This window comes from Opitutia bacterium ISCC 52, assembly GCA_014529675.2.
Classification (GTDB): Bacteria; Verrucomicrobiota; Verrucomicrobiia; order Opitutales; family UBA2995; genus UBA2995.
This window is the reverse complement of the sequence record CP076040.1, coordinates 4,787,330-4,808,694: the sequence shown is the minus strand read 5'-3', so window position 1 is coordinate 4,808,694 and position 21,365 is coordinate 4,787,330. Positions and strand designations below refer to the sequence as shown.

Genomic DNA, 21,365 nt, shown 5'->3' with positions numbered 1-21,365 from the left:
TCAGACCCCTATGGGGTGCCAGGTCGTCTTGAATTCCAGGAAGCTGCGGATGGCGTAGACCGACTGGGCTTTCTCGGAGCTCCAATAACGGGTGTTTTCCTGCTCACGAATCTTCAGGCGCTTGATGCTTTCTGCGGCTAGGATCTCAGCTTCCTTTCTACCGTCAGCATCCAAAGACAAATCCAGCCCACGAATATGTTCGTGGCTGGCGAAAGTCTCCAGTAACTCATCCCGAAATCCGGTCAGAATGTTTAATACACCTCCAGGCAGATCTGAGGTGGCTAACATCTCGCCAAGCAGAACCGCAGGATAAGGATTCGTGGTCGAGGCCAAAGCCACGACTGAATTTCCAGAAGTAATGATGGGAAGGACTTGTGAAATCAATCCCAGCAAACTCGGTGAGTCAGAAGCGAATACACCAATGACTCCCACTGGCTCAGTAACTGAAAAGTTGAAGAAAGGTCCAGCTACCGGGTTCGTATTTCCGAGCACCTGTTCGTATTTATCCGTCCAGCCTGAGTAGTAGACAATGCGGTCGATCGTACTAGCCACTTCTCTTCTTGCAGCTGCCAGGGAGACCGTCCCTGTAATGGCGACCGCTTGCGCCAACTCTTCAGCACGTGCCTCCATCATCTCACCCAAACGATACAGGATCTGTCCACGATTGTAGGCAGTACGGGAAGCCCAGACTCCACCAGCTTTTCCAGCTACTTCAACAGCGTTGCGTGTATCTTTGCGTGTGCATTGCGGAATATTGCAAAGAAACTGCCCACGCTTGTTGTTGAGAGGAAAGACACGCCCACTCTCAGAGCGGATAAATTTTCCGCCGACATAAGCTTTAGGAGTTTTAGTTACGGGTATACGCGACATAAAATAAAAAATTAGGATTCAACTTTGAGGTAATCACAAATGCCTTGTTTGCCGCCCTCGCGACCAAAGCCACTTTCCTTGTATCCACCAAATGGGGACGTAGGATCGAATTTATTATAAGTGTTGGCCCAGACGACACCTGCCTTTAATGCTGTGCTCATCTTGAGGATCTTGGATCCTTTGTCTGTCCAAACTCCTGCCGACAAGCCGTAAGCGGTGTTGTTCGCTTTTTCAATAGCCTCACTCACAGTGCGGAAGGTAAGAATACTCAACACCGGGCCGAAAATTTCTTCACGAGCAATTCGATGACTTTGGGTTACCCCTTCAAACAACGAAGGCCGGAAGAACCATCCTTGCCTTGGCAGTGAGCAATTGCTTTGGAACAGTTCAGCTCCTTCTTTGACTCCACTGCTGACCATCTCGCTGATTTTATCCAACTGCTCCTTCGAATTGATGGCACCGATATCAGTATTCTTATCGAGTGGATTGCCCACTCGCAGAGAAGCGATGCGAGTCTTGAGTTTTTGCACAAAGGTCTTGGCGATCGATTCCTGGATCAGCAAGCGGCTGCCTGCACAACAAACATGACCCTGGTTAAAAAAGATACCGCTTATGACTCCTTCAACTGCCTGGTCGATAGGAGCATCCTCGAACACGATGTTGGCCGCCTTTCCACCTAGCTCCAGGGTTAGGCCTTTTCCAGTTCCAGCTGTGGCGCGCATGATGGCCTTTCCAACATCCGTCGAGCCTGTGAAAGCAATTTTCTTAGCGGCGGGATGATTAACGATAAGCTGGCCCGTCGCTCCCGCACCGGAAACAATGTTGACCACTCCAGGTGGTAGCTCCGCCTCCTGAAGAATCTCAGCAAACTTCAGCGCGGTAATGGAGGTCGTCTCGGCCGGCTTGATGACTACACAATTGCCAGTCGCTAAAGCCGGCGCTATCTTCCATGCCAGCATGAGCAAAGGGAAGTTCCATGGAATGATTTGCCCTACGACTCCATAGGGCTGGTAGGAGCCTCCAGGGAGTGCATATTCCAATTTATCGGCCCAGCCGGCGTAGTAAAAGAAGTGTGCCGCAGCCATCGGGATATCGAAGTCGCGCGATTCTTTTATCGGTTTTCCACCGTCCAAAGATTCGGCAACCGCAAACTCTCGAGCCCGGTCCTGTAGCAGCCGCGCAATACGATAAAGGTATTTGCCCCGATCTTTGCCCGATAATTTGGACCAGTATTTGTTTAATCCATTGGTGGCGGCGGAGAAGGCATTATTGACGTCCGCTTTCCCGGCGGCAGGAATTCTTGCGAGCGCTTTTTCCGTTCCCGGGTTTATCGATTCAAAATACTTACGGCTCTTGGGTGCCGATTGCTGCCCATCTATATATAGAGAGTAACTTTCTTTCAGCTTGGGGTCGGCTGATTCAGGGGCGGGATCGAATTCCCATAAATCTCCAAAAAGAAGCTCAGGGGTTTTACGTCGTCGGGTGTTGCGAGAATTTTTGCGCTGTGTGGGCATAGGTATTATAAAATGGGATATTAGTAACCGGAACTGGCATCACTGAATTTCCAAGGCGCTTGATAGACTCCTTGATCCTGCTTGCGAAGTTGCATCAACAAATCGTTCAGCAATGAGCTGGCGCCAAATCGGTAGCGTCGATTATTGAGCCACTCATCTCCAAGTGTTTCTTTTACCGCGACCAAATAATGAAGTGCTTTTTTGGCGGTTTTAATTCCTCCGGCAGGTTTCATGGCAATCGGAGTTCCGCTCTCTAAATAGAAGTCTCGGATAGCTTCGAGCATCACTTGGTTATTTGCCAATGTGGCATTGCCTGATGTCTTGCCCGTACTGGTCTTGATAAAATCGTTGGGACGTAAAACATTCATAGCCAAGAAGGATGCGGCACGAATGTTATCGTATGTCTCCAATTCGCTGACTTCGAGGATGACCTTCAGCGTGGCTTCTCCGCAGGCTTCCGCGACTGCGGCAATTTCATCCTGAACAGTTTGAACCTGTCCCGAGAGAAAAGCACCACGGTGGATAACCATATCTATTTCATCGCTCCCGTCCCGAACTGCCTGTTTGACCTCCTGTAATCGCGTACGCAACGGATATTGACCGGATGGAAACCCAGTTGCCACAGACGCAATCCTCACAGGCGATTCACCCAGAAATTTGCGCGCATGCTTCACCATGGCAGGATACACACAAACTGCAGCAACTTGAGGCGTATCGATTTCCGGGTCAGGAGCCTGAGCTTTTTGGCAGAGAGATTGAACCTTTCCGGGGGAGTCCTTTCCTTCGAGGGTGGTTAAATCGACCATGGAAACACCCAAATTTAGTCCCTGAATTTTACTCCCTTTCTTAATGCTTCGGGCGGTAAACTTAGCAACGCGCTCTTCAATGGTGATTTGATCTACGGGACCTACTTCGTCGATAAGACGTTTTAAAGGAGACTTGTTCACGACAATGGATGGCATAAGGTTTCATTTAGGTTTAGCTCCCTAGCGAAAACAACTCTATTCCTCTTTGGCCGGACTAGCATTTGCGCTTTAAGATCAGAAAAGGAATAGACCTGCTACAGTTCTTGATTTTTACAGAAAGACCCCTATAAATCCTCCGATTTCAATTTCTAAGATACAAATATACACTAATATTCACTTTTAAATATGAGCGCATCCGCCCCCGAAAAACATGAATTCCAAGCAGAAGTTAAGCAGCTGCTGGATATCGTCATTCACTCCCTTTATACAAACAAGGAAATCTTTGTTCGCGAACTGGTTTCCAATGCATCCGATGCCCTTGAAAAACTCAGGCATCTACAAATCACCGAGGACAAAATATTCGATGACGAGCAAGAGCTCGAAATCAATATAACAACCGATGAGGAAGCACAAACCCTGACCATCCAGGACTTTGGCATCGGGATGGCCCATGATGAGCTGGTTAAAAACCTCGGAACCATCGCCCACTCAGGATCAAAACAGTTCCTGAAGGCACTCAAGGAAGGCGGAGACCAAAATTCAAATCTCATTGGGCAATTTGGCGTTGGGTTCTACAGCGCATTCATGGTGGCCAAGGACGTAAAGGTCTACTCGCACAGTTGGCAAGAATCTGAAGAAGGTCATGTGTGGACGAGCGATGGCTCAGGTGCATATACCGTTGAGGAAGTTAAAGACCAAAACCGTGGGACCAAAATCGTCATTTCTCTGGAAGATGACCACAAGAGCTTCAGTAGTGAGGACGAGATCAAGCGCATCATCAAGGAATACAGCTCCTTCGTCCAATTTCCCATTAATGTAAATGGAGAACGCATCAACACGCAGGACGCCATCTGGTTGAAGAACAAGTCGGAGATCAAAGAAGAAGATTACACCGAATTCTACAAATTTGCGTGCAAGGCCTTTGATGAGCCCATGCTGCGCTTGCATTTCAACGCCGATGCTCCCCTGGCGATCAATGCCTTGCTGTTTACTCCGGCTACCAATGTTGAAGCCATGGGCTTCTCCAGATCCGAATCGGAAGTGGCTCTATATTGCCGAAAAGTACTGATCGATGCAGAGCCCAAAGGACTGTTTCCGGATTGGTTGCGCTTCCTAAAGGGAGTGGTGGATAGCGCCGACTTGCCGCTGAATATTTCTAGAGAGACGATGCAAGATAGCGCATTGGTCCAAAAGCTAAACTCAGTTCTGACGAAGCGATACTTGAAGCTTCTTCAAGAGGAAGCCAAAAAGCGCCCGGAGAACTATGAGAAGTTCTGGCAAACATTTGGCATCTATTTGAAGGAAGGGGTGACCAGTGATTTCACTCACAAAGACTCACTGACAAAGCTCCTAAGATTCGAATCATCGCTTACCGAAAATGGGAAACTCACCAGCCTCTCTGATTACGTTTCCCGAATGAAGGAGGATCAGAAAGAGATTTACTACCTCCAAGGCTCGTCACGCGAATCGATCGAAAACGGCCCTTACCTCGAAGCTTTCAAGGCAAGAAATATAGAAGTTCTGTACCTATTCCTGCCAATCGATGAATTTGTGATGAATCACGTTCGCGAGTTTGAAGAAAAGAACCTCGTCTCAGCAGATCAGGACGAAATCGAACTCGAAAACATCACTCCGGAAGATGCAGGCGAGCCACTCATGAAAGACGAAGCCGAAAAGCTAAGCACTTGGTTGAAAGAAACCATCGGAGAGAGCGTTGAGGAAGTAAAAATCAGCGACCGCCTGGTAGACAGCCCGGCCATGTCATCAAACAGCGACAAGTTCATGACAGCCTCGATGCGTCGAATGATGCAACAGATGAATCCGGATGCACCTGAAATAGAGGCCAAAGTGGTTCTACACATTAATCCAAGACATGGGTTGATTAAGAACCTAGCTTCTTTACGACATAGCAATCCGGACTTGGCCAAGAATATCGCTGACCAAATCTTTGATAATACCCTCGTCGAAGCAGGTATTCTGGAAGATCCGAAGAAGATGTTGGGCCGAGTTTACGAGTTGATGGAGAAGCTAGCCGGCAAATCCAAAGAAGACTAAGCACATCCTTCTGGGATTTATTCTAATTCATGTGAGGTGAAATAAAGAGCACTATTTCCGGCTTTATACCCTTCAACGAACATTCAACTCCAATAGAGCTTTATTCTGCATAGAAAATACCACATAGTATTGGGTTTGCATGAGTGAAGAAACCAAGCCAGTCAAAAAACGGGTCCCCTACTTTAATCGCGAGATAAGCTGGCTGGCATTTAATCGCCGAGTCTTAGAACAGGCGATGAGTGAAAAATACCCTATCCTGGAGAGGGTAAAGTTTCTCTCATTCGTCAGTAGCAATCTAGATGAGTTTTTTGAAATTCGGGTTGCGGGCCTTATGCAGCAGGCCGATTCGCATGTAAGCGAACTGAGTGCGGATGGTCTCAGCCCACGCCAACAACTGACAAGAGTCCAAGAACTTGTCCGCAAGCTGGTCGATGATCAATACCGTTGCTGGCATAAGCATCTAATCTCTGCAATGAAAGAGGAAGGGATCTTATTTCGCACTCCAGATACCTTGTCGAAAAAGGATATGGAGTGGGTCAGGCAGTATTTTGACAGCGAAGTGTATCCAGTCCTCACTCCGCTGGCGATTGATCCTACTCATCCCTTTCCCCAAATCGGAAATAAAACTCTCAATCTCATTGTCTGGGTTCATGGCAAAGGCAGTAATCCGGATTCAATCCACATGGCGATTATCCCGGTGCCGCGTATTTTAAGCCGCGTCGTTCAGATTGAGTCGGGTAACAACCTAAAATACATATTCCTGAGCGACATCCTTAAGATTTTCGCCCACACACTCTTTCCAGGATACAAAGTACGTGCGGTTTACGCCTTCCGGATTTCTCGCAACAGCGATCTGTATTTCGACGAAGAAGAAGTAGAGAACCTGGTAACAAAAATTGAAGAAGAGCTTTGGAATCTAAGAAAGAACGCGGCAGTCCGATTGGAAGTTGAGCATCGAATTGAAGACGAGCTTCTCGAAGAGTTACTCAAACAAATTAACCTCAAAGAAGAGCACGTCTATAGGATCAACGGACCACTCAACATGATGCGTCTCCGCGACTTTGAGGATATGGTCCCGCGACCTGACTTGAAATTTAAGAATTTCATCCCCTATGTGCGACCGCCGCTGAACAAACCGGACTCGATCTTCAAAATCCTCTCCAAGGAGGACGTCCTCTTGCACCACCCATATGATTCATTTACACCAGTGGTGGAATTTATCGAACAAGCGGCTCGCGACCCTCAAGTATTTGCAATCAAGCAAACCTTGTATCGGACAAGCGGAGATAGTCCGATCATCAAAGCGCTGAAGGAAGCTTCACTGAATGGAAAACAAGTTACGGCCCTCGTCGAGCTAAAGGCACGATTTGACGAAGCAAACAATATTCAATGGGCAAGAGAGCTGGAGGAGGCAGATGTCCATGTAGTTTATGGCCTTACGCATTTAAAAACACATTGCAAATGTTGCCTGGTAGTTAGGCGTGAGCCGGATGGATTAAAACGCTACTGCCACCTCGGGACAGGAAACTATAATCCTAAAACTGCGAAGCTCTATACAGATCTTAGCTTAATGACCTCCCATGAAGAAATGACCAAGGAGGTCGCAGATCTGTTCAACACTCTGACAGGCTTTGCACGATCCCCCAATTTCCAAATTCTAAAGGTCGCCCCATTCAATCTCCACAAAGAGATGAATAAACTGATAAGCCGAGAAGCGCAAAATGCACGCGATGGAAAGCCGGCTAAAATCATAGCAAAAGTGAACAGTTTGATTGATCAGGAAACCATCGACAATTTGTACACCGCATCCATCGCTGGCGTTGAAATCATTCTAATTATTCGCGGGATTTGTGGACTCGTTCCAGGCGTAGAGGAATTAAGCGAAAATATCCGCGTGATCAGCATACTGGGCAGATACCTGGAACATAGCCGGGTATATTATTTTGAAAACGGAGATAAGCCGCCTCTGGTATTCACTGGCAGCGCGGATTGGATGCCACGCAATTTCTTTCGTAGAATTGAATGCGTATTTCCAGTGAGTAATCCTTCGCTGAAAGCCCGTTTGATAGATGAGTTATTGAATCTCTATTTAAAAGACACCAAGTACGCCAAAAAGTTAGAATCAACTGGCGATTATGTCTCCATTGAAGCCACTACGGAAAAAAGCGAATTCTCGATTCAAGAGTATTTCATAGACCAGACAGAAAAGCTCAGAAAGAGTTTGCTGTAGGTATACCTCTCATTCAATTTTCAATTACCCTTGCATAGTGGTTCCCCTGACGCAAAATTGCTGAATTCCTTCAGGGAACAATTGCGGACAGACCCGATTGTATTTGGATACATATTCTGCTAAATTTTATAACATAAGACCGGAACAGCTCTAAATGGGCTGGTCAATTTAACTATCTAATCTCATGCTTAAAAACAGGCAACTCGGCTAAACAAATTTGGAGATGCGATTAAGGTCGTTTCCCAAAAAAACCAAGGCCCTGGGGCGGCTAGAAACAATGGACTCAAGCTCGCAAAAGGTAAGTACATTCAGTTCATGGATAATGACGATTTGGCGTCCAAAAACAAGATATCAAGCCAGATGGAATGCCTCCATCGCAACAAAGCGGACGCCGTTTACTCTCCTTGGGGAAAGTTCCAAATCCAGGAATCCACAATCACATTGGACGGTCTGGTTCTCCAATCTCAAGAGATCCCTTCCTCCGCTATGATCCCGGCATTGTTGGAAGGCTGGTCGACAGTACTCCAAACATATCTGTTTAAACGTGAATTTTTGGACAAAATAGGCCCTTTTAAAACAGATGTAAGTTATTTGGAGGATATAGACTATTTAGCGCGAATCGTTTTAAATAACGCGGTAATGGCCTTTGAAGATGCACCCATAGTCATTTACCGTAACAACTCAACGGACAAACTCTCGGCTACGGGCGCAGATTCCATTAAAAAGAGCAAAGCGGAAGCCGAGTTCTTTAACTCCCTGATCGCTCACCTACAACGCCACGTGCCACCCAAGTTCAAACATCTAAGAAACCGTCTCGTTTTTAAAACGGCTGATACTTTTTACACCATAAAGGAGCATCCCGATCTATTGGATTCTCTAGACCATATGATGTCTCTCAAACAAAGCTTTCCTAAGCCTTGGAGAGTCAGAGCTATAAAGAAAGTGCACCAATACAAAAATGGGTTAAAACACCGCATCTACGGCTCTAGATATAATAGACTATTTTACCCTCGACAACTTAGCGAATACTACCGGCAACTCATCTTAGAACTCGGCTTTACAGATATCATCTCAAACGAGATCTAATTCATCCTATCAATTAGCGACCATATGCAAAAGCTACTAGTAACTGGTTCTTCGGGCCTTATTGGCTCAGAAGTATGTACATTCTTCCATAGACAAGGATTTGAAGTTCATGGCGTGGACAACAACCAACGTGCAGTCTTTTTTGGACCTCAGGGCGACACTCGTTGGAATCAAGAACGACTGACTACTGATCTGACGAATTTCAAACACCACGAGGTCGATATTCGTGACAGAGATGGAATACTTAAATTGGTCGATGATGTCCGTCCGGACGTTGTTATCCATACTGCCGCACAACCGAGTCACGATAGAGCAGCAGCTATTCCCTTTGATGACTTTGATACGAACGCAGTGGGAACTCTCAATTTGCTGGAGGCAAATCGAAGAGTAAATACAGACGTTCCATTTATCCATATGTCTACCAATAAAGTCTATGGAGATGCTCCCAATAACATCAAACTCAAGGAGCTCGACACACGGTGGGATTATGATGACGAAAGCTATGCTGAAGGAATTCCTGAAACCTTTTCCATTGATCAATGTAAACATTCTTTGTTTGGCGCATCAAAAGTAGCGGCTGACATTATGGTCCAAGAGTACGGTCGATATTTCGATATGCCCTCTTGCTGCCTAAGAGGTGGATGTCTTACCGGCCCCAATCATACAGGCGTAGAATTGCATGGATTTTTATCGTACCTCGTTAAATGCAATCTCGAAGGCAGAGAGTATAAGATTTTCGGGTACAAAGGAAAGCAAGTGCGAGACAATATCCATTCGGAGGATGTCGTTCGATTCATGTATGAATTTTTCAAAGATCCTCGCTGCGGAGAAGTCTACAACATTGGAGGTGGAAAGAACAACTCATGTTCCATCCTCGAGGCCTTCGATATTGCTGCCACCTTCTCCGGGAAAAAGCAGGAGTACACCTATTTGGATGACAATCGGATTGGTGACCATATTTGTTACTACAGCGATTTAAGTAAGATGAGGGAGCACTATCCAAATTGGGATATTACCATCTCCCTCGAAGAAACTATCGGACAAATTGTAGATGCCTGGAAGGCTCGTGAAGCTCAATGAAAATCCTGATCACAGGTATTGCCGGATTTGTCGGAAGCACTATTGCGAAAGAGTTGCTGGCTCATAAGCCGGACATTTCGATTTACGGTCTCGACAATTTCATACGACCGGGCAGCGAAAATAATCGCCTAGAGCTAAAAGCTATGGGCGTTACGGTATTTCATGGAGACATACGCAACCGAAGCGATCTTGAAACACTCCCCAAAGTGGATTGGGTAATTGATGCTGCGGCTAACCCCAGTGTTCTGGCTGGAGTAGATGGTAAAACCAGCAGCCTTCAACTGATTGAGCATAACCTGGGTGGAACGGTCCAGCTACTGGAGTATTGCAAGAGCTGCAAAGCAGGATTCGTCCTACTTAGTACCAGTCGAGTTTACTCTATTCCAGGAATCAGCTCCATTGAAGTTGAGTCTGTGGACAACGCATTCCGGCCCATTGATGACCAAAAGTTTCCAGAAGGAATTTCCACTTATGGAGTTGGAGAAACATATAGTACTTTAGCTCCAGTTTCTCTATATGGAGCTTCAAAGGTTGCTTCCGAAGTCTTGGCGCTAGAATACGGCAGTACCTTCGATTTTCCAGTCTGGGTAAACCGCTGCGGAGTTCTTGCAGGCAAGGGACAATTTGGTCGCCCAGACCAAGGGATCTTTTCGTTCTGGATAAACGCTTACCTGAGAAAACAACCCATCAAGTATATTGGCTTTGGAGGAAAAGGCGACCAAGTCCGGGATTGCCTCCATCCCAAAGATCTTGTGCCTCTTCTCTTCAAGCAGTTTTCAGCAGATGCTAGCACAAGCGATCAAATCTGCAATTTTAGTGGGGGCGTTGAAAACAGCATGTCTCTGGCACAATTGTCGGATTGGTGTACAGAAAAATGCGACGACCACGAAGTAGGAGCTGAGCCCGCCATGCGGCCCTTTGATATCCCATGGATGGTCCTTGATAATCGGAAAGCGCGCTCAACTTGGGATTGGCAACCAAACACTCCAATCAACGATATATTGGAAGAGATTTTGGCTCATGCCAGAGAGAACCCTGACTGGCTGGAAATCTCTAAACCCTGACCTACCTATTGAAGGGCTTATAAGGCTTTAATCATTAGCATGAAAATTCTCTATTTCAACAACTCAGCATTTGGTGGACTTGCGCAATACGCGCATTTTCAGGCCAATGCTTTGGTCGATGCCGGTTGTGAAGTAGATTTTTTGTGCCCTCCTAATTTCCCCGACTACGACGATCGGCGTTAAAACGCCATCAAGGTTCTTTCCGCAAAAGCAAAAAGAACGGGCGCTTCTAAATTGGCTCGACTGTTTGGGTTCTTTAGAGAGATCACCTCAGATATAAAAAGCCTCGTTAACTTCTTGGAAAACAATTCCTGTCAACACGTCCTTTTCGGTTCGTACCTCGAGTATTTTTCACCCTTCTGGATTGGTTCACTCAAACGAGTAAAAAAGAGCGGCATCGTATTCGGCACCGTACTACACGATCCCATCAGAGATACTGCACTGGGGCCATCTTGGTGGCACAATTACTCGGTCGAGAAAGCTTATGACTTCGTAGACCTTATATTTATTCATCAAATCCTGAAAGATCCTTCGGCGAATGTGCCGACCGCCCTACCCCAATACGTAGTTCCCCATGGACCCTACCCAGTGGATGCTCGACCACTAAGTAGAGAAGACGCCTGCGCAAAATTAAAGCTACCTGAAGATCGCATGCTCCTTCTCTCTTTTGGGCATATCCGAGATAACAAGAATCTCGATCTCGCAATTAAAAGTTTAGCCGTACACCCGGAGATTCATCTTGTGGTAGCCGGTCAGAGTCTGAATGAAACTCAGAAACAGCCAGAAGATTACAAACTCCTGGCCAAGGAACATAATGTTGAAGATCAGATAAGCTTTTACACAGATTACATTCCTGACGAAGAGGTAAATGACTACTTCTGCGCCGCGGATGGAATTCTCCTTACCTACAGCAAGGGATTCCGCTCAGCGAGTGGCGTACTCAACCTGGCGGCTGCATTTGACAAGCCATGTATAGCAAGCTCAGGCCCTAGTCCCTTGGAAGACCTGGTAAAAGAATACTCCCTTGGAATCTGGGTAAACCCAGATGATGCAGAATCGTTAGTCGCGGGTATGAGCGAATTTAAAAAGCAAAGACTTCAGCCCGATTGGGAAGGTTATCGAAAAGATAACTCTTGGGAAAGAAATGCCCAGATCACCAAGGATGCTTTTCTGAAATTGGGAGGGGCAGCACTAAAAATGCGAGATTCCCCTCCAATTCTATAGGGAATTTCCATATGGACATTCGGGATTTTTGCTGCAATTTATATTCGGATTCTTTCCCTTTCTTCACGGAAAAACCCTACACATAAGTCATTTTACGAACTAAGCCATGCCCATCCAGGAAATTCCCTTGGAATTAGATCACCTCCTTAAAAAGGGAGGTATGGCTTATTGGCAGGCAAGTAACCATCGTAAGTCGATCACTTCACTATCCCCATGGGCCGCAGAAGTACTAGGTAAAAAGACTGGATCTATTAGCAAACAGGATGACTGGTTTAAATCCATTCACCCAAATGATCTTGAAGATACTAAAGAGACCATTCTCGCCAATCAGGGGAAGAATATCTATCAAGTTGATTACCGCTGGGCTGATTCAAACGACTCCTATATTTGGCTAAGGGAGATCGGGCATAGAAAAGCCCCAGAATCTCCAGAATACGAAGGTTTGATCTTTGCTATTAAGGAACAGAAAGAGCTGGAGCACAAAGCTCTCCACATTTCAGAGCGTGAGAAACGGAAGCTAGGACGCGAATTACACGATGATCTTTGCCAACAATTGGCTGGAATGCTGTTTTTCACAAACAATCTGGTGTACCAGATTAAGACGGGCAAAGAGACTGAAGTGCTTGTGGAAGCTACCAATGAGATCAAAAAGCAGCTCCAACTCAGTATTGAAAAAACTCGGTGCCTATCCCATGGCCTAAATCCTGTAAGTTTGGAAAGAAAAACGTTCCAGGAATGCCTCATAGAACTCATCCAGCAATCCCAGACCCTATACTCAGTCAATTGCCAGTTTCAAATGAGCTCTGATCTCACTATTGAGGATCAGGATATTGCCACTCACCTATTTAGGATAACCCAGGAGTCCATCAACAACTCCATCCGTCACGGAAACGCAGACACCATAAGTATTACTTTACAAAAGGAAGGCGACTTTGGTATTTTGACAATCCTCGACAATGGAGCGGGCTTTAAATCTGACCCTCTTAGTACAGATGGCATGGGCTTACATAATCTCAGAAGCAGAGCACGAATGATCAATGCTGTCATTGACATCGGAAACAACAAACAGGGAGGCGCCTCGGTTCACTGTAAATTCAGAATCCGCCCTACTCAACCATAACGGAGCCCAAACAATCCAAAGGTCGTATGATTAACATTTTTCTTGTCGATGATCACCCATTAATCCGCAAAGGGTTGTCCCAAATATTGGGGCAAGAGGATGATATGCAAATTTGCGGAGAGGCCGAAGACGTTCCTTCAGCCCTCAAAGGCTTACCACAAACAGGCCCCGACCTGGTTATTGCTGATATTTCTCTACGCGGTAATAATGGACTAGAGCTTATTAAGAATATCAAAGCACTGTATCCTCACCTGAGGGTGCTAGTTTTCTCCATGCACGATGAAGTTGTTTACGCACAACGTGCCCTTCGTGCTGGTGCTCGAGCTTATGTGATGAAGCAAGAGGATGCTGATAAGATCAAAGCTGCAATTCGCAGAATCATGGAAGGTGATATCTACGTAAGCCAGAAAGTATCGGACCAGCTGCTGCACCAAATAGTTAACGGAACAGCATCAAGCAGCCAATCTCCAGTCGATAGATTGAGTGACCGTGAACTGGAAGTCGTTCAGTCCATCGGAAATGGCCTTTCCACTCGAGAAATTGCAAGTTCGCTTAACGTCTCAGTGAAAACCATTGAATCTCACCGCGCACATATTAAGGAAAAGCTGCACTTGAAAAACGCTACCGAGTTAGTGCAGTTCTCCGTTCAATGGGTTGAGCACGAAAACAGCAAAATGCATTAAAGAGGGTAGATATTGGCTCAAGTTATTTGATACAGAAATCCTTCCAGTTTTCCTTAAATATTCTTAGCGAATCAATACACACACGCTGTGTCAGGGTTTACCCCTAGAGAGCTTGGGGACTTTCCATCAAAACCTGAACGGGGATGAGCCTGATTGTAAGGTGGGTAGGAAATATTATACAGTAGATGCAAGTTGAGAGAAGTCCTACTCACTCAACTTACTCCGAATCCATCCATTTTGAACATGAGCCCACTTAAGGTCTCCGTTCTCCGCTTGTGTGTTACGTGAATAACGAAGGTCCAAAAAAAATACTAATTGTAGAAGACCATCCGATACTGGTGTACGGTCTTCAATTAATGATTGAAAAGGAAGAAGGTTTCAACGTGTCCGGTGTGGTGAACACCAAAGATGAGGCTTTTGACCTCCTTGGCACGATGGGCCCAGACCTTGTTGTCATTGATATCTCACTTCAATATCAGGATGGCTTAACCCTGATAAAACAGGTCAAAGAATCTGAATATAATGTCCCCATCTTGTGCCTTTCGATGCACGAGGAGCTCTACTACGCAGAACAATGCCTGCGTGCAGGGGCCAACGGCTTCATTACTAAATCTGAGCCTTGCGAGGTCATCATCAGTGGAATTGAGAAAATTTTGAGTGGTAAGATTTACTTAAGTGAATCTATCCGCCGCCAAATGTTGAAACAAATTGGGCACGGGCCTTCCCCCTGGCTGAACGAAGCTGAAAGCATTCTCAGCAATAAGGAGATTCTCGTCTTTAAGTGCATCGGCCAAGGACTCAATAATAGAGCGATCGCCAAAAAACTGACTCTGAGCATTAAAACCGTGGAAGCACACCGCTACCGGATTAAGAAGAAACTCAATTTGAAGAACTCTATTGAGCTTATTCGATTTGCCATACGGACTACAAGCGGAGAAGCGGCTATACTTTAAGGTAAAAACTGCTCGGGTGCACAATCCCGAACGATCAAGTCATTTTGGTCACCTAGCCCTCCTTCAAGAATATCTTGATATTTCTGTAAATATTGCCGATTTAGGTATTTACACCTGAATCAATGCACGGTCACTATTAGCACTCGTCTAATTTACAAATGGCAAAGATACTTTTAGTCGAAGACCTATCCGCAAGCCGGGAGCTATACGCCACCATGTTAAGCAACCTCAATTATGAAGTTGTTGAAGCTGCCAGCGGGGAGGAAGGGCTCGAAATCGCTAAAAAAGAGGGATCTTCTTTCAATGTTTTAGTTACAGACTTGGTCCTACCAGGTATCGGAGGATTGGAACTCGCATCCGAAGTCTACAATCTTTGTCCGGACATCAAGATTCTGATTATTTCAGGCTACACGGAAGACATGGTTATTCTAGAGGATCATCTCAAAACGAATACTGTTTTCCTCGCAAAGCCATTTGAAGTCGAATCTTTGAATCTAAAGATTCAGGAACTTCTAGCTTAATAGCAAACAGCCATCAGGGCAGATGTGCTATGGTTTTCCAGTCATACTGTGAAAACCGTGATTTCCCCATTTCCATTTTGACCTGAATCACCCGATAGTCAGGGTAAGAGCCCGATGTCTCGGAATACTGCCTACTTCATCTTTGGCCTTACGCTTACCTTCTTCCTCGCCTTTTTTCTCTGGCCGATCTTCCAAATCCTGAAAGGCGGATTCAGGAATGCAAACGGCAGCTTCACCCTGATATACTTTTTTGAGGTATTCGCTAATCCAATTTATCTGGAAGGTTTTCGGAATGCATTCCTGATCGCATTTCTGACAACCTCATTTTCCTTTCTGATATCCGTACCCCTGGCCTTTGCCGCTGACCGGTATCAATTCCGGGGAAAAGGGATTCTTCAAAGCCTTTTGCTCATCCCGATCATTCTCCCCCCTTTTGTAGGAGCAATTGGCGTAAAACAAATTTTTGGGCAATACGGAGCCATCAACTCATTCCTTCAATCACTGGGAATCCTCTCAGAAAACCATACCATTGACTGGATAGGGATGAATCCATTCTGGGGAGTCGTCATCCTGAACACCCTCCACCTCTACCCCATAATATATCTTAACGCCGTTGCCGCACTCGCAAATATCGACCCGAATATGGAAGAGGCGGCCGAAAATTTGGGCTGCACTGGTTTCGAAAAATTCAGGAAAATCACATTACCTCTCATTCGGCCAGGTTTGTTCGCTGGAGGAACCATCGTGTTCATCTGGGCATTCACTGAGTTGGGGGTCCCACTCATCTTTGATTACTCCCGCGTCACATCAGTTCAGATTTATTATGGGATAAAAGATATTGGTGGTAGCCCATTTCCCTATGCCTTGGTTGCAGCGATGCTCTTGGGCTCGGTTCTGATTTACGCCGTAGGAAAAGGAATCTTCGGAAGAAGTAGCTACGCCATGATGGCGAAGGCGACACACGCCAGTAGTACTCGCAGTCTAGGTATCCAAGGAACGATACTTTGTTGGTTGGCATTTCTACTGGTGATCGGCCTGGCTACATTACCCCACCTGGGAGTTGTTATTCTGTCTTTCGCTCCTGATTGGTATGCTACCATCCTACCCTCTGAATGGACCCTTTCTAATTATCAATTGGCCCTCGGTCATGACCTCACTGTATCGTCCATAGCCAACAGCTTAAAGTACGCATCCGTTGCTACCGTCCTGGACATCATACTTGGGATCTGCATCGCATATGTTCTCGTTCGCACAAAAATTCCCGGAAGAGGAATCTTGGATGCGCTTGCCATGCTCCCCCTTGCTGTTCCGGGTCTTGTACTTGCATTTGGCTATCTTGCAATGAGTCAGGATGGTAAACTCTTCGCCTTCCTCAATCCAATCGAGAACCCGACTCTGCTACTCATCATAGCCTATGGCATCAGACGTCTGCCCTACATTGTGCGCAGTGCGGTCGCTGGCTTCGAACAGTCCAGTGAAACCTACGAGGAAGCAGCCCAAAACCTGGGATGCCATCCAGCGAAATCGATCATCAAGATCACGCTACCACTGATTATGGCGAACCTGTTAGCTGGAGCGCTCTTGAGTTTCTCGTTCGCCATGCTCGAAGTTTCCGACTCCTTGATCCTCGCACAAAAGCAGGCCTTTTACCCCATTACCAAAGCGATCTATGAACTCTTCCAGCTCCTGGGGGATGGTCGCTTTGTAGCATCGGCTCTGGGAGTTTGGGCTATGGTCTTTCTGGCAGTCTGCATAATGGGTGCCAGCCTCATCCTAGGGAGGAAGCTGGGCACCATTTTCAGAGTCTGACCTCAGGCAGCTTGGCTGTGAGTGCTCACCGCCAATCCGTCATCAGCCAATTCTACTTCTACCACCACGCCTTTAGAAATTTCTCCGGATATCAACTGCCGTGCAATTGCCGTTTCAAGGTGCTTCTGAATAAACCGCTTCAAAGGTCGAGCTCCATAAACAGGATCGAATCCTTTTTCGGCAATCCACTCAATCACTGAAGCCGGCACAATAAGCTCAATCTCACGGGCTTTCAATCGCTCAATCAGCTCCTTCAGCAGCAATCCGACAATCTTCTCAATTTCCTCAAGCTGCAAAGGTTTGAAAACAAGAGAGTCATCGATCCGATTAAGAAACTCGGGACGAAATGCTTTTCGAAGATCGGCCAGAATGGATTCTCTAACAGATTCAGAAATTTCACCGCTTTCCATGGAATCCATCAATCGATGACTCCCCAAATTTGAAGTCATAATGATAATAGTATTCTTAAAGTCGACGGTTCGACCATGCGAATCGGTAATCCTTCCGTCATCCAGTATCTGTAGCAACACATTGAATACATCCGGATGGGCTTTCTCTATCTCATCAAACAATACCACTGAATAAGGCTTACGCCTTACCGCTTCGGTCAATTGTCCGCCATCGTCAAAGCCTACATAACCAGGAGGTGCTCCAATCATTCTTGAGACCGAGTGCTTCACCATGTATTCGGACATATCCAAGCGAACGATGTTGTCTTCGCTGTCAAACAGAGATTCAGCGAGTGTTTTAGCGAGCTCCGTCTTTCCAACTCCTGTGGGGCCTAGAAATAGGAACGAGCCAATCGGACGTTTTGGATCTTTAATCCCTGAGCGAGCTCTCAAGATCGATTCACCAACTGCGGTCACAGCCTCATCTTGGCCAATCACACGTTCATGCAATACACGATCCAATTGCAGGAGCTTTTCCTTCTCCCCTTCCAATAACCGAGTCACCGGAATGCCCGTCCAGCGGGCTACTATGTCCGCAATCTCCTCAGAGGAAACTTCTTCCTTGAGCAACTTGGCCTCATCAACCGAGGCAGCCTCTAATCGCTCAAGCTCCTCCTCGAGTTCAGGAATCTTTCCATGTTTCAAGATCGCAACTTCATTCAATTCGTAGGAGCGCTCAGCACGCTCCATTGCTTGCTTCGCTTCTTCAAGCTCTTCCCTGATCTTTTGGACCTTAGTCAGCTCTTCCTTTTCTTTCTCCCATTGCCGACGTAGCGTTTCAGTCTGCTCCTTTAGATCCACAAGCTCCTTCCCGAGCTCGTCAAGCCTACGTTTACTCGCATCGTCCTTCTCCTGACGAAGAGCAGCATCTTCGATCTCAAGCTGCATGACTTTCCGCTGCAAGGTATCAAGCTCTGCTGGCAAACTATCGATATCAGTTCGAATGGTGGCACACGCCTCATCCATCAAATCGATCGCTTTATCAGGTAAAAATCGGTCAGAAATATACCGGTGGGACAACACTGCAGCATTGACCAGAGCGTTGTCTTGAATCCTCACACCATGGTGAAGCTCGAATCGTTCTTTCAATCCACGAAGAATCGAAATCGATTCTTCAACAGTCGGCTGATCCACTTGAACGGTTTGAAAACGTCGTTCCAATGCAGCATCCTTTTCGATGTGCTTTCGGTACTCATCCAAGGTCGTCGCACCAATACAGTGGAGCTCTCCGCGAGCGAGCATAGGCTTCAGCAAATTTCCTGCATCCATGGCACCATCTACTTTACCCGCACCAACCACCGTGTGTAGTTCATCAATGAATAGAAGGATCTTTCCTTCACTTTCCTTGATTTCTTTTAGTACCGCCTTCAAGCGTTCTTCGAATTCACCACGATACTTGGCACCAGCAATCAGAGCACCCATATCCAAGGAAAAGAGTGTGCGATCCTTTAGACCTTCTGGAACATCACCACGTACGATCCGCTGAGCGAGGCCTTCCACAATGGCAGTCTTTCCTACTCCGGGTTCTCCAATGAGCACTGGATTATTTTTGGTCTTTCTTGAAAGAATGTGGATGACTCTCCTTATCTCTTCATCGCGGCCAATAACCGGGTCAATTTTGTTTGAGCGAGCAAGTTCAACTAGATCCACTCCATACTTTTCTAAGACATTGTATGTATTCTCAGGATTGGGATTCGTTACCCGCTGGCTTCCACGAATTCCACTCAATGCTTCGAGCACGGCTTTTTTCTCAATCGCAAAGCTCCTGAAAAGAGAAGCCATGCCATCCGGTTGATTCACTTCAATCAAACCAAGGAACAAATGCTCTACACTGACAAACTCATCCTTTAAGTGATCAGCCGCCTTTTCCGCTTCTGCAAACACCTGATTCAAGGCCTGGGTCATATAAACTTTACTTGTATCAACACTTCCAGATGTTTTCGGAAGCTTCTCAAGCTCCCGATCCAGGGCCAAAGAAAGGGCCGAAGCAGACAGACTCATTTTGCTAAGCAGCTCAGGCACAATTCCATGCTCCTGCTCGACCAGGGCTTTTAAAAGATGATACGCATCCACTTCAGGATTCCCAGCTTGCAGGGCATATTGCTGAGCGTCCTGAATGGCACGTAAGGACATTTCGGTAAACTTTTGAGTATTCATAACTACTCAAATTGCATGAATCATACCGAATAGGCTGAAGAGCTTATTCCTTTTCCATTAGGCCCCTAGCCATTATTCCACAACGCCTTACGAGATTAATATTCCACGATGAGTGGATCCAACATTGAGTCAGAATCCGGGATAGGCATCACAATAGCGCCACTATGACCCTTCTTTTGGGAGGATATTTATCCTCGCCAAACAAGGGCCTTTATGTCCCTTTTTAATTAATTCGCCTCGATTTTGATGATCTCAATCGGATTTCCCCACATTTGAATTCCGAGGATTTGCTCCTGTGGCTTCGCCTGAACTCGGACGCCAAGACCATCTTGTTTGAAGCCCTGCTCCAAATACTCGGGAAAGTACTTGGTTCCATCTTCGGTCATAATTCCAAAAAATCCGCCTTCAAGCTCCACGTATTTTATGAAGCCTAGAATCGTAATCGTGTCTGGCTCGGAAACCTCTGGCTCGGGCGGAGCCACTATGACGGGAGTTTCCACAACGGGGGACGCTGGTTCGGGAGCAACCACTTCCTCAACTTCTGGCTCCGGCTCAGGAACTACCTCTGGTGTAGATTCCGGACCAGCAACCATCAGAGGAGCTGGATCTGGCTCGTTGGCTACCTGCTGCGAACTCGTAGAAGAGCAACCGGAATAGAGCAGAACTACGAAGGTATAAAGCAGACAATAGAATTTCGTTGGAGTCATGGAGTTGTTAAGAAGCGGTCTGGGTCTCGACGGTCACTTTTCCTTCGTAGACCCAGTGGTAGCAAAGTTCACTTTCTGAATTTTTGAACGCTTGTTTGCTAAATTTCAAGTCCTGCGTCACATGACTATTTGCAATGGGTATCACATAGCTGTCATCTGGCCATAAATCAGGAATTGGCAACTTGCTTGAAGCTTCCGAAATTTGTTTTAACGAAGGAATAAATGGGGTGCCCATAGTTAGTTGGAGATCTCTTTCATTAAAAAAGTTCCTTTACTGAAAACACAACACTTGAAATGAATCACACCCTTCGAATTCCAAATTAATATATGAAAGAACGCGTACTCATTTTTGCCGTCGGTTTTGCTATCAGCTGCTTAGGCATCATGTTCTTTCTTCATTTCCGAAGTGTAAAGTCCGGAGGAGAGGGCATCATCAAGCGATTGATAAACACAGCGGGTGAGCTTGGGACCGTTGAGGAATGGATCGAAGCCGACCAGTTTGTCGTTAAGCTTTCAGGAGAGACCGTAACGGTTCAGCTCAATGCGATCGACTCGCCTTCCCAAAATCTCCCAGGTGGTCGTGAGGCATTGGCTCATGTCCAAGAACTTATCAAGGACCAGCCCGTACGCCTTCTAGAATTTCGACGGAATGACGCAGGCCTCGTAATTGGTGAGGTTTATACGAAAGACAACCTCAGCGTGAATGAACAGTTGATGAAAGCTGGATGGGCTTGGTTTTACGAACCTGATTCAAATCACAATCCTTATTACAGGGAACTCAACGAATCAGCGATCGAAGAAAAGCGCGGCCTATGGTCACTTGAAACACCGACTCCACCCTGGGAAACAGTAGCTCGTAACACAGCACCCAACTAACA

At 46.3% G+C, this 21,365-nt stretch carries 18 protein-coding genes; 13 read left to right on the top strand and 5 right to left on the bottom strand.

Annotated elements, in window-relative coordinates; translation table 11 throughout:
• From GA003_20780 to deoC, 3 genes are read right to left on the bottom strand one after another with little or no spacing between them, the layout of a single operon-like run.
• A complete protein-coding gene (locus GA003_20780) occupies positions 1-870 on the bottom strand; it encodes an aldehyde dehydrogenase family protein (GenBank protein ID QXD28398.1) in 870 nt (289 codons plus the stop codon).
• A gap of 11 nt (positions 871-881) precedes the next feature.
• Positions 882-2,384, bottom strand: coding sequence for an aldehyde dehydrogenase family protein (locus tag GA003_20775; protein QXD28397.1), 1,503 nt, complete (start codon positions 2,382-2,384; stop codon positions 882-884).
• A 20-nt stretch (positions 2,385-2,404) separates the two neighbouring features.
• Positions 2,405-3,346, bottom strand: coding sequence for a deoxyribose-phosphate aldolase (gene deoC / locus GA003_20770; protein ID QXD28396.1), 942 nt, complete (start codon positions 3,344-3,346; stop codon positions 2,405-2,407).
• 189 nt (positions 3,347-3,535) lie between these two features.
• On the opposite strand from deoC, the gene htpG reads away from it, so the two are divergent.
• The 12 genes from htpG (at position 3,536) to GA003_20710 (ending at position 17,174) form a co-directional block, all read left to right on the top strand.
• Positions 3,536-5,404 carry a molecular chaperone HtpG gene (gene htpG / locus GA003_20765; protein ID QXD28395.1) on the top strand — a complete coding sequence of 623 codons (1,869 nt, stop codon included), beginning with the start codon at positions 3,536-3,538 and terminating at the stop codon, positions 5,402-5,404.
• Positions 5,405-5,543: 139 nt separating this feature from the next.
• Positions 5,544-7,634, top strand: a complete 2,091-nt coding sequence (ppk1, locus tag GA003_20760) for a polyphosphate kinase 1 (protein ID QXD28394.1) — start codon at positions 5,544-5,546, stop codon at positions 7,632-7,634.
• A gap of 228 nt (positions 7,635-7,862) precedes the next feature.
• Positions 7,863-8,720 (top strand): glycosyltransferase family 2 protein, encoded by an 858-nt coding sequence (locus tag GA003_20755; GenBank protein ID QXD30494.1) that lies wholly within the window; start codon positions 7,863-7,865, stop codon positions 8,718-8,720.
• A 24-nt stretch (positions 8,721-8,744) separates the two neighbouring features.
• Complete coding sequence (locus tag GA003_20750) at positions 8,745-9,800, top strand: NAD-dependent epimerase/dehydratase family protein (GenBank protein QXD28393.1); 1,056 nt, start codon at positions 8,745-8,747, stop codon at positions 9,798-9,800.
• Positions 9,797-10,864, top strand: a complete 1,068-nt coding sequence (locus GA003_20745; GenBank protein ID QXD28392.1) for an NAD-dependent epimerase/dehydratase family protein — start codon at positions 9,797-9,799, stop codon at positions 10,862-10,864. The genes GA003_20750 and GA003_20745 overlap by 4 nt, the downstream gene beginning before the upstream one ends.
• Before the next feature lie 39 nt (positions 10,865-10,903).
• Positions 10,904-11,047, top strand: a complete 144-nt coding sequence (locus GA003_20740; GenBank protein QXD28391.1) for a glycosyltransferase — start codon at positions 10,904-10,906, stop codon at positions 11,045-11,047.
• A 114-nt stretch (positions 11,048-11,161) separates the two neighbouring features.
• Positions 11,162-12,088 (top strand): glycosyltransferase, encoded by a 927-nt coding sequence (locus GA003_20735; GenBank protein QXD28390.1) that lies wholly within the window; start codon positions 11,162-11,164, stop codon positions 12,086-12,088.
• A 106-nt stretch (positions 12,089-12,194) separates the two neighbouring features.
• On the top strand, positions 12,195-13,208 hold the full coding sequence (locus GA003_20730; GenBank protein QXD28389.1) for a PAS domain-containing protein: 1,014 nt from the start codon (positions 12,195-12,197) through the stop codon (positions 13,206-13,208).
• A 26-nt stretch (positions 13,209-13,234) separates the two neighbouring features.
• On the top strand, positions 13,235-13,891 hold the full coding sequence (locus GA003_20725) for a response regulator transcription factor (protein ID QXD28388.1): 657 nt from the start codon (positions 13,235-13,237) through the stop codon (positions 13,889-13,891).
• 338 nt (positions 13,892-14,229) lie between these two features.
• A complete protein-coding gene (locus GA003_20720) occupies positions 14,230-14,844 on the top strand; it encodes a response regulator transcription factor (protein QXD28387.1) in 615 nt (204 codons plus the stop codon).
• Positions 14,845-15,002: 158 nt separating this feature from the next.
• On the top strand, positions 15,003-15,365 hold the full coding sequence (locus tag GA003_20715; protein QXD28386.1) for a response regulator: 363 nt from the start codon (positions 15,003-15,005) through the stop codon (positions 15,363-15,365).
• Positions 15,366-15,479: 114 nt separating this feature from the next.
• Positions 15,480-17,174, top strand: a complete 1,695-nt coding sequence (locus GA003_20710) for an iron ABC transporter permease (protein QXD28385.1) — start codon at positions 15,480-15,482, stop codon at positions 17,172-17,174.
• 2 nt (positions 17,175-17,176) lie between these two features.
• Here GA003_20710 and clpB read toward each other — a convergent pair whose 3' ends face one another.
• Positions 17,177-19,780 carry an ATP-dependent chaperone ClpB gene (gene clpB, locus GA003_20705; protein ID QXD28384.1) on the bottom strand — a complete coding sequence of 868 codons (2,604 nt, stop codon included), beginning with the start codon at positions 19,778-19,780 and terminating at the stop codon, positions 17,177-17,179.
• 227 nt (positions 19,781-20,007) lie between these two features.
• Complete coding sequence (locus GA003_20700) at positions 20,008-20,487, bottom strand: hypothetical protein (GenBank protein QXD28383.1); 480 nt, start codon at positions 20,485-20,487, stop codon at positions 20,008-20,010.
• 327 nt (positions 20,488-20,814) lie between these two features.
• On the opposite strand from GA003_20700, the gene GA003_20695 reads away from it, so the two are divergent.
• A complete protein-coding gene (locus GA003_20695; protein QXD28382.1) occupies positions 20,815-21,363 on the top strand; it encodes a thermonuclease family protein in 549 nt (182 codons plus the stop codon).
• Positions 21,364-21,365: the final 2 nt, after the last annotated feature.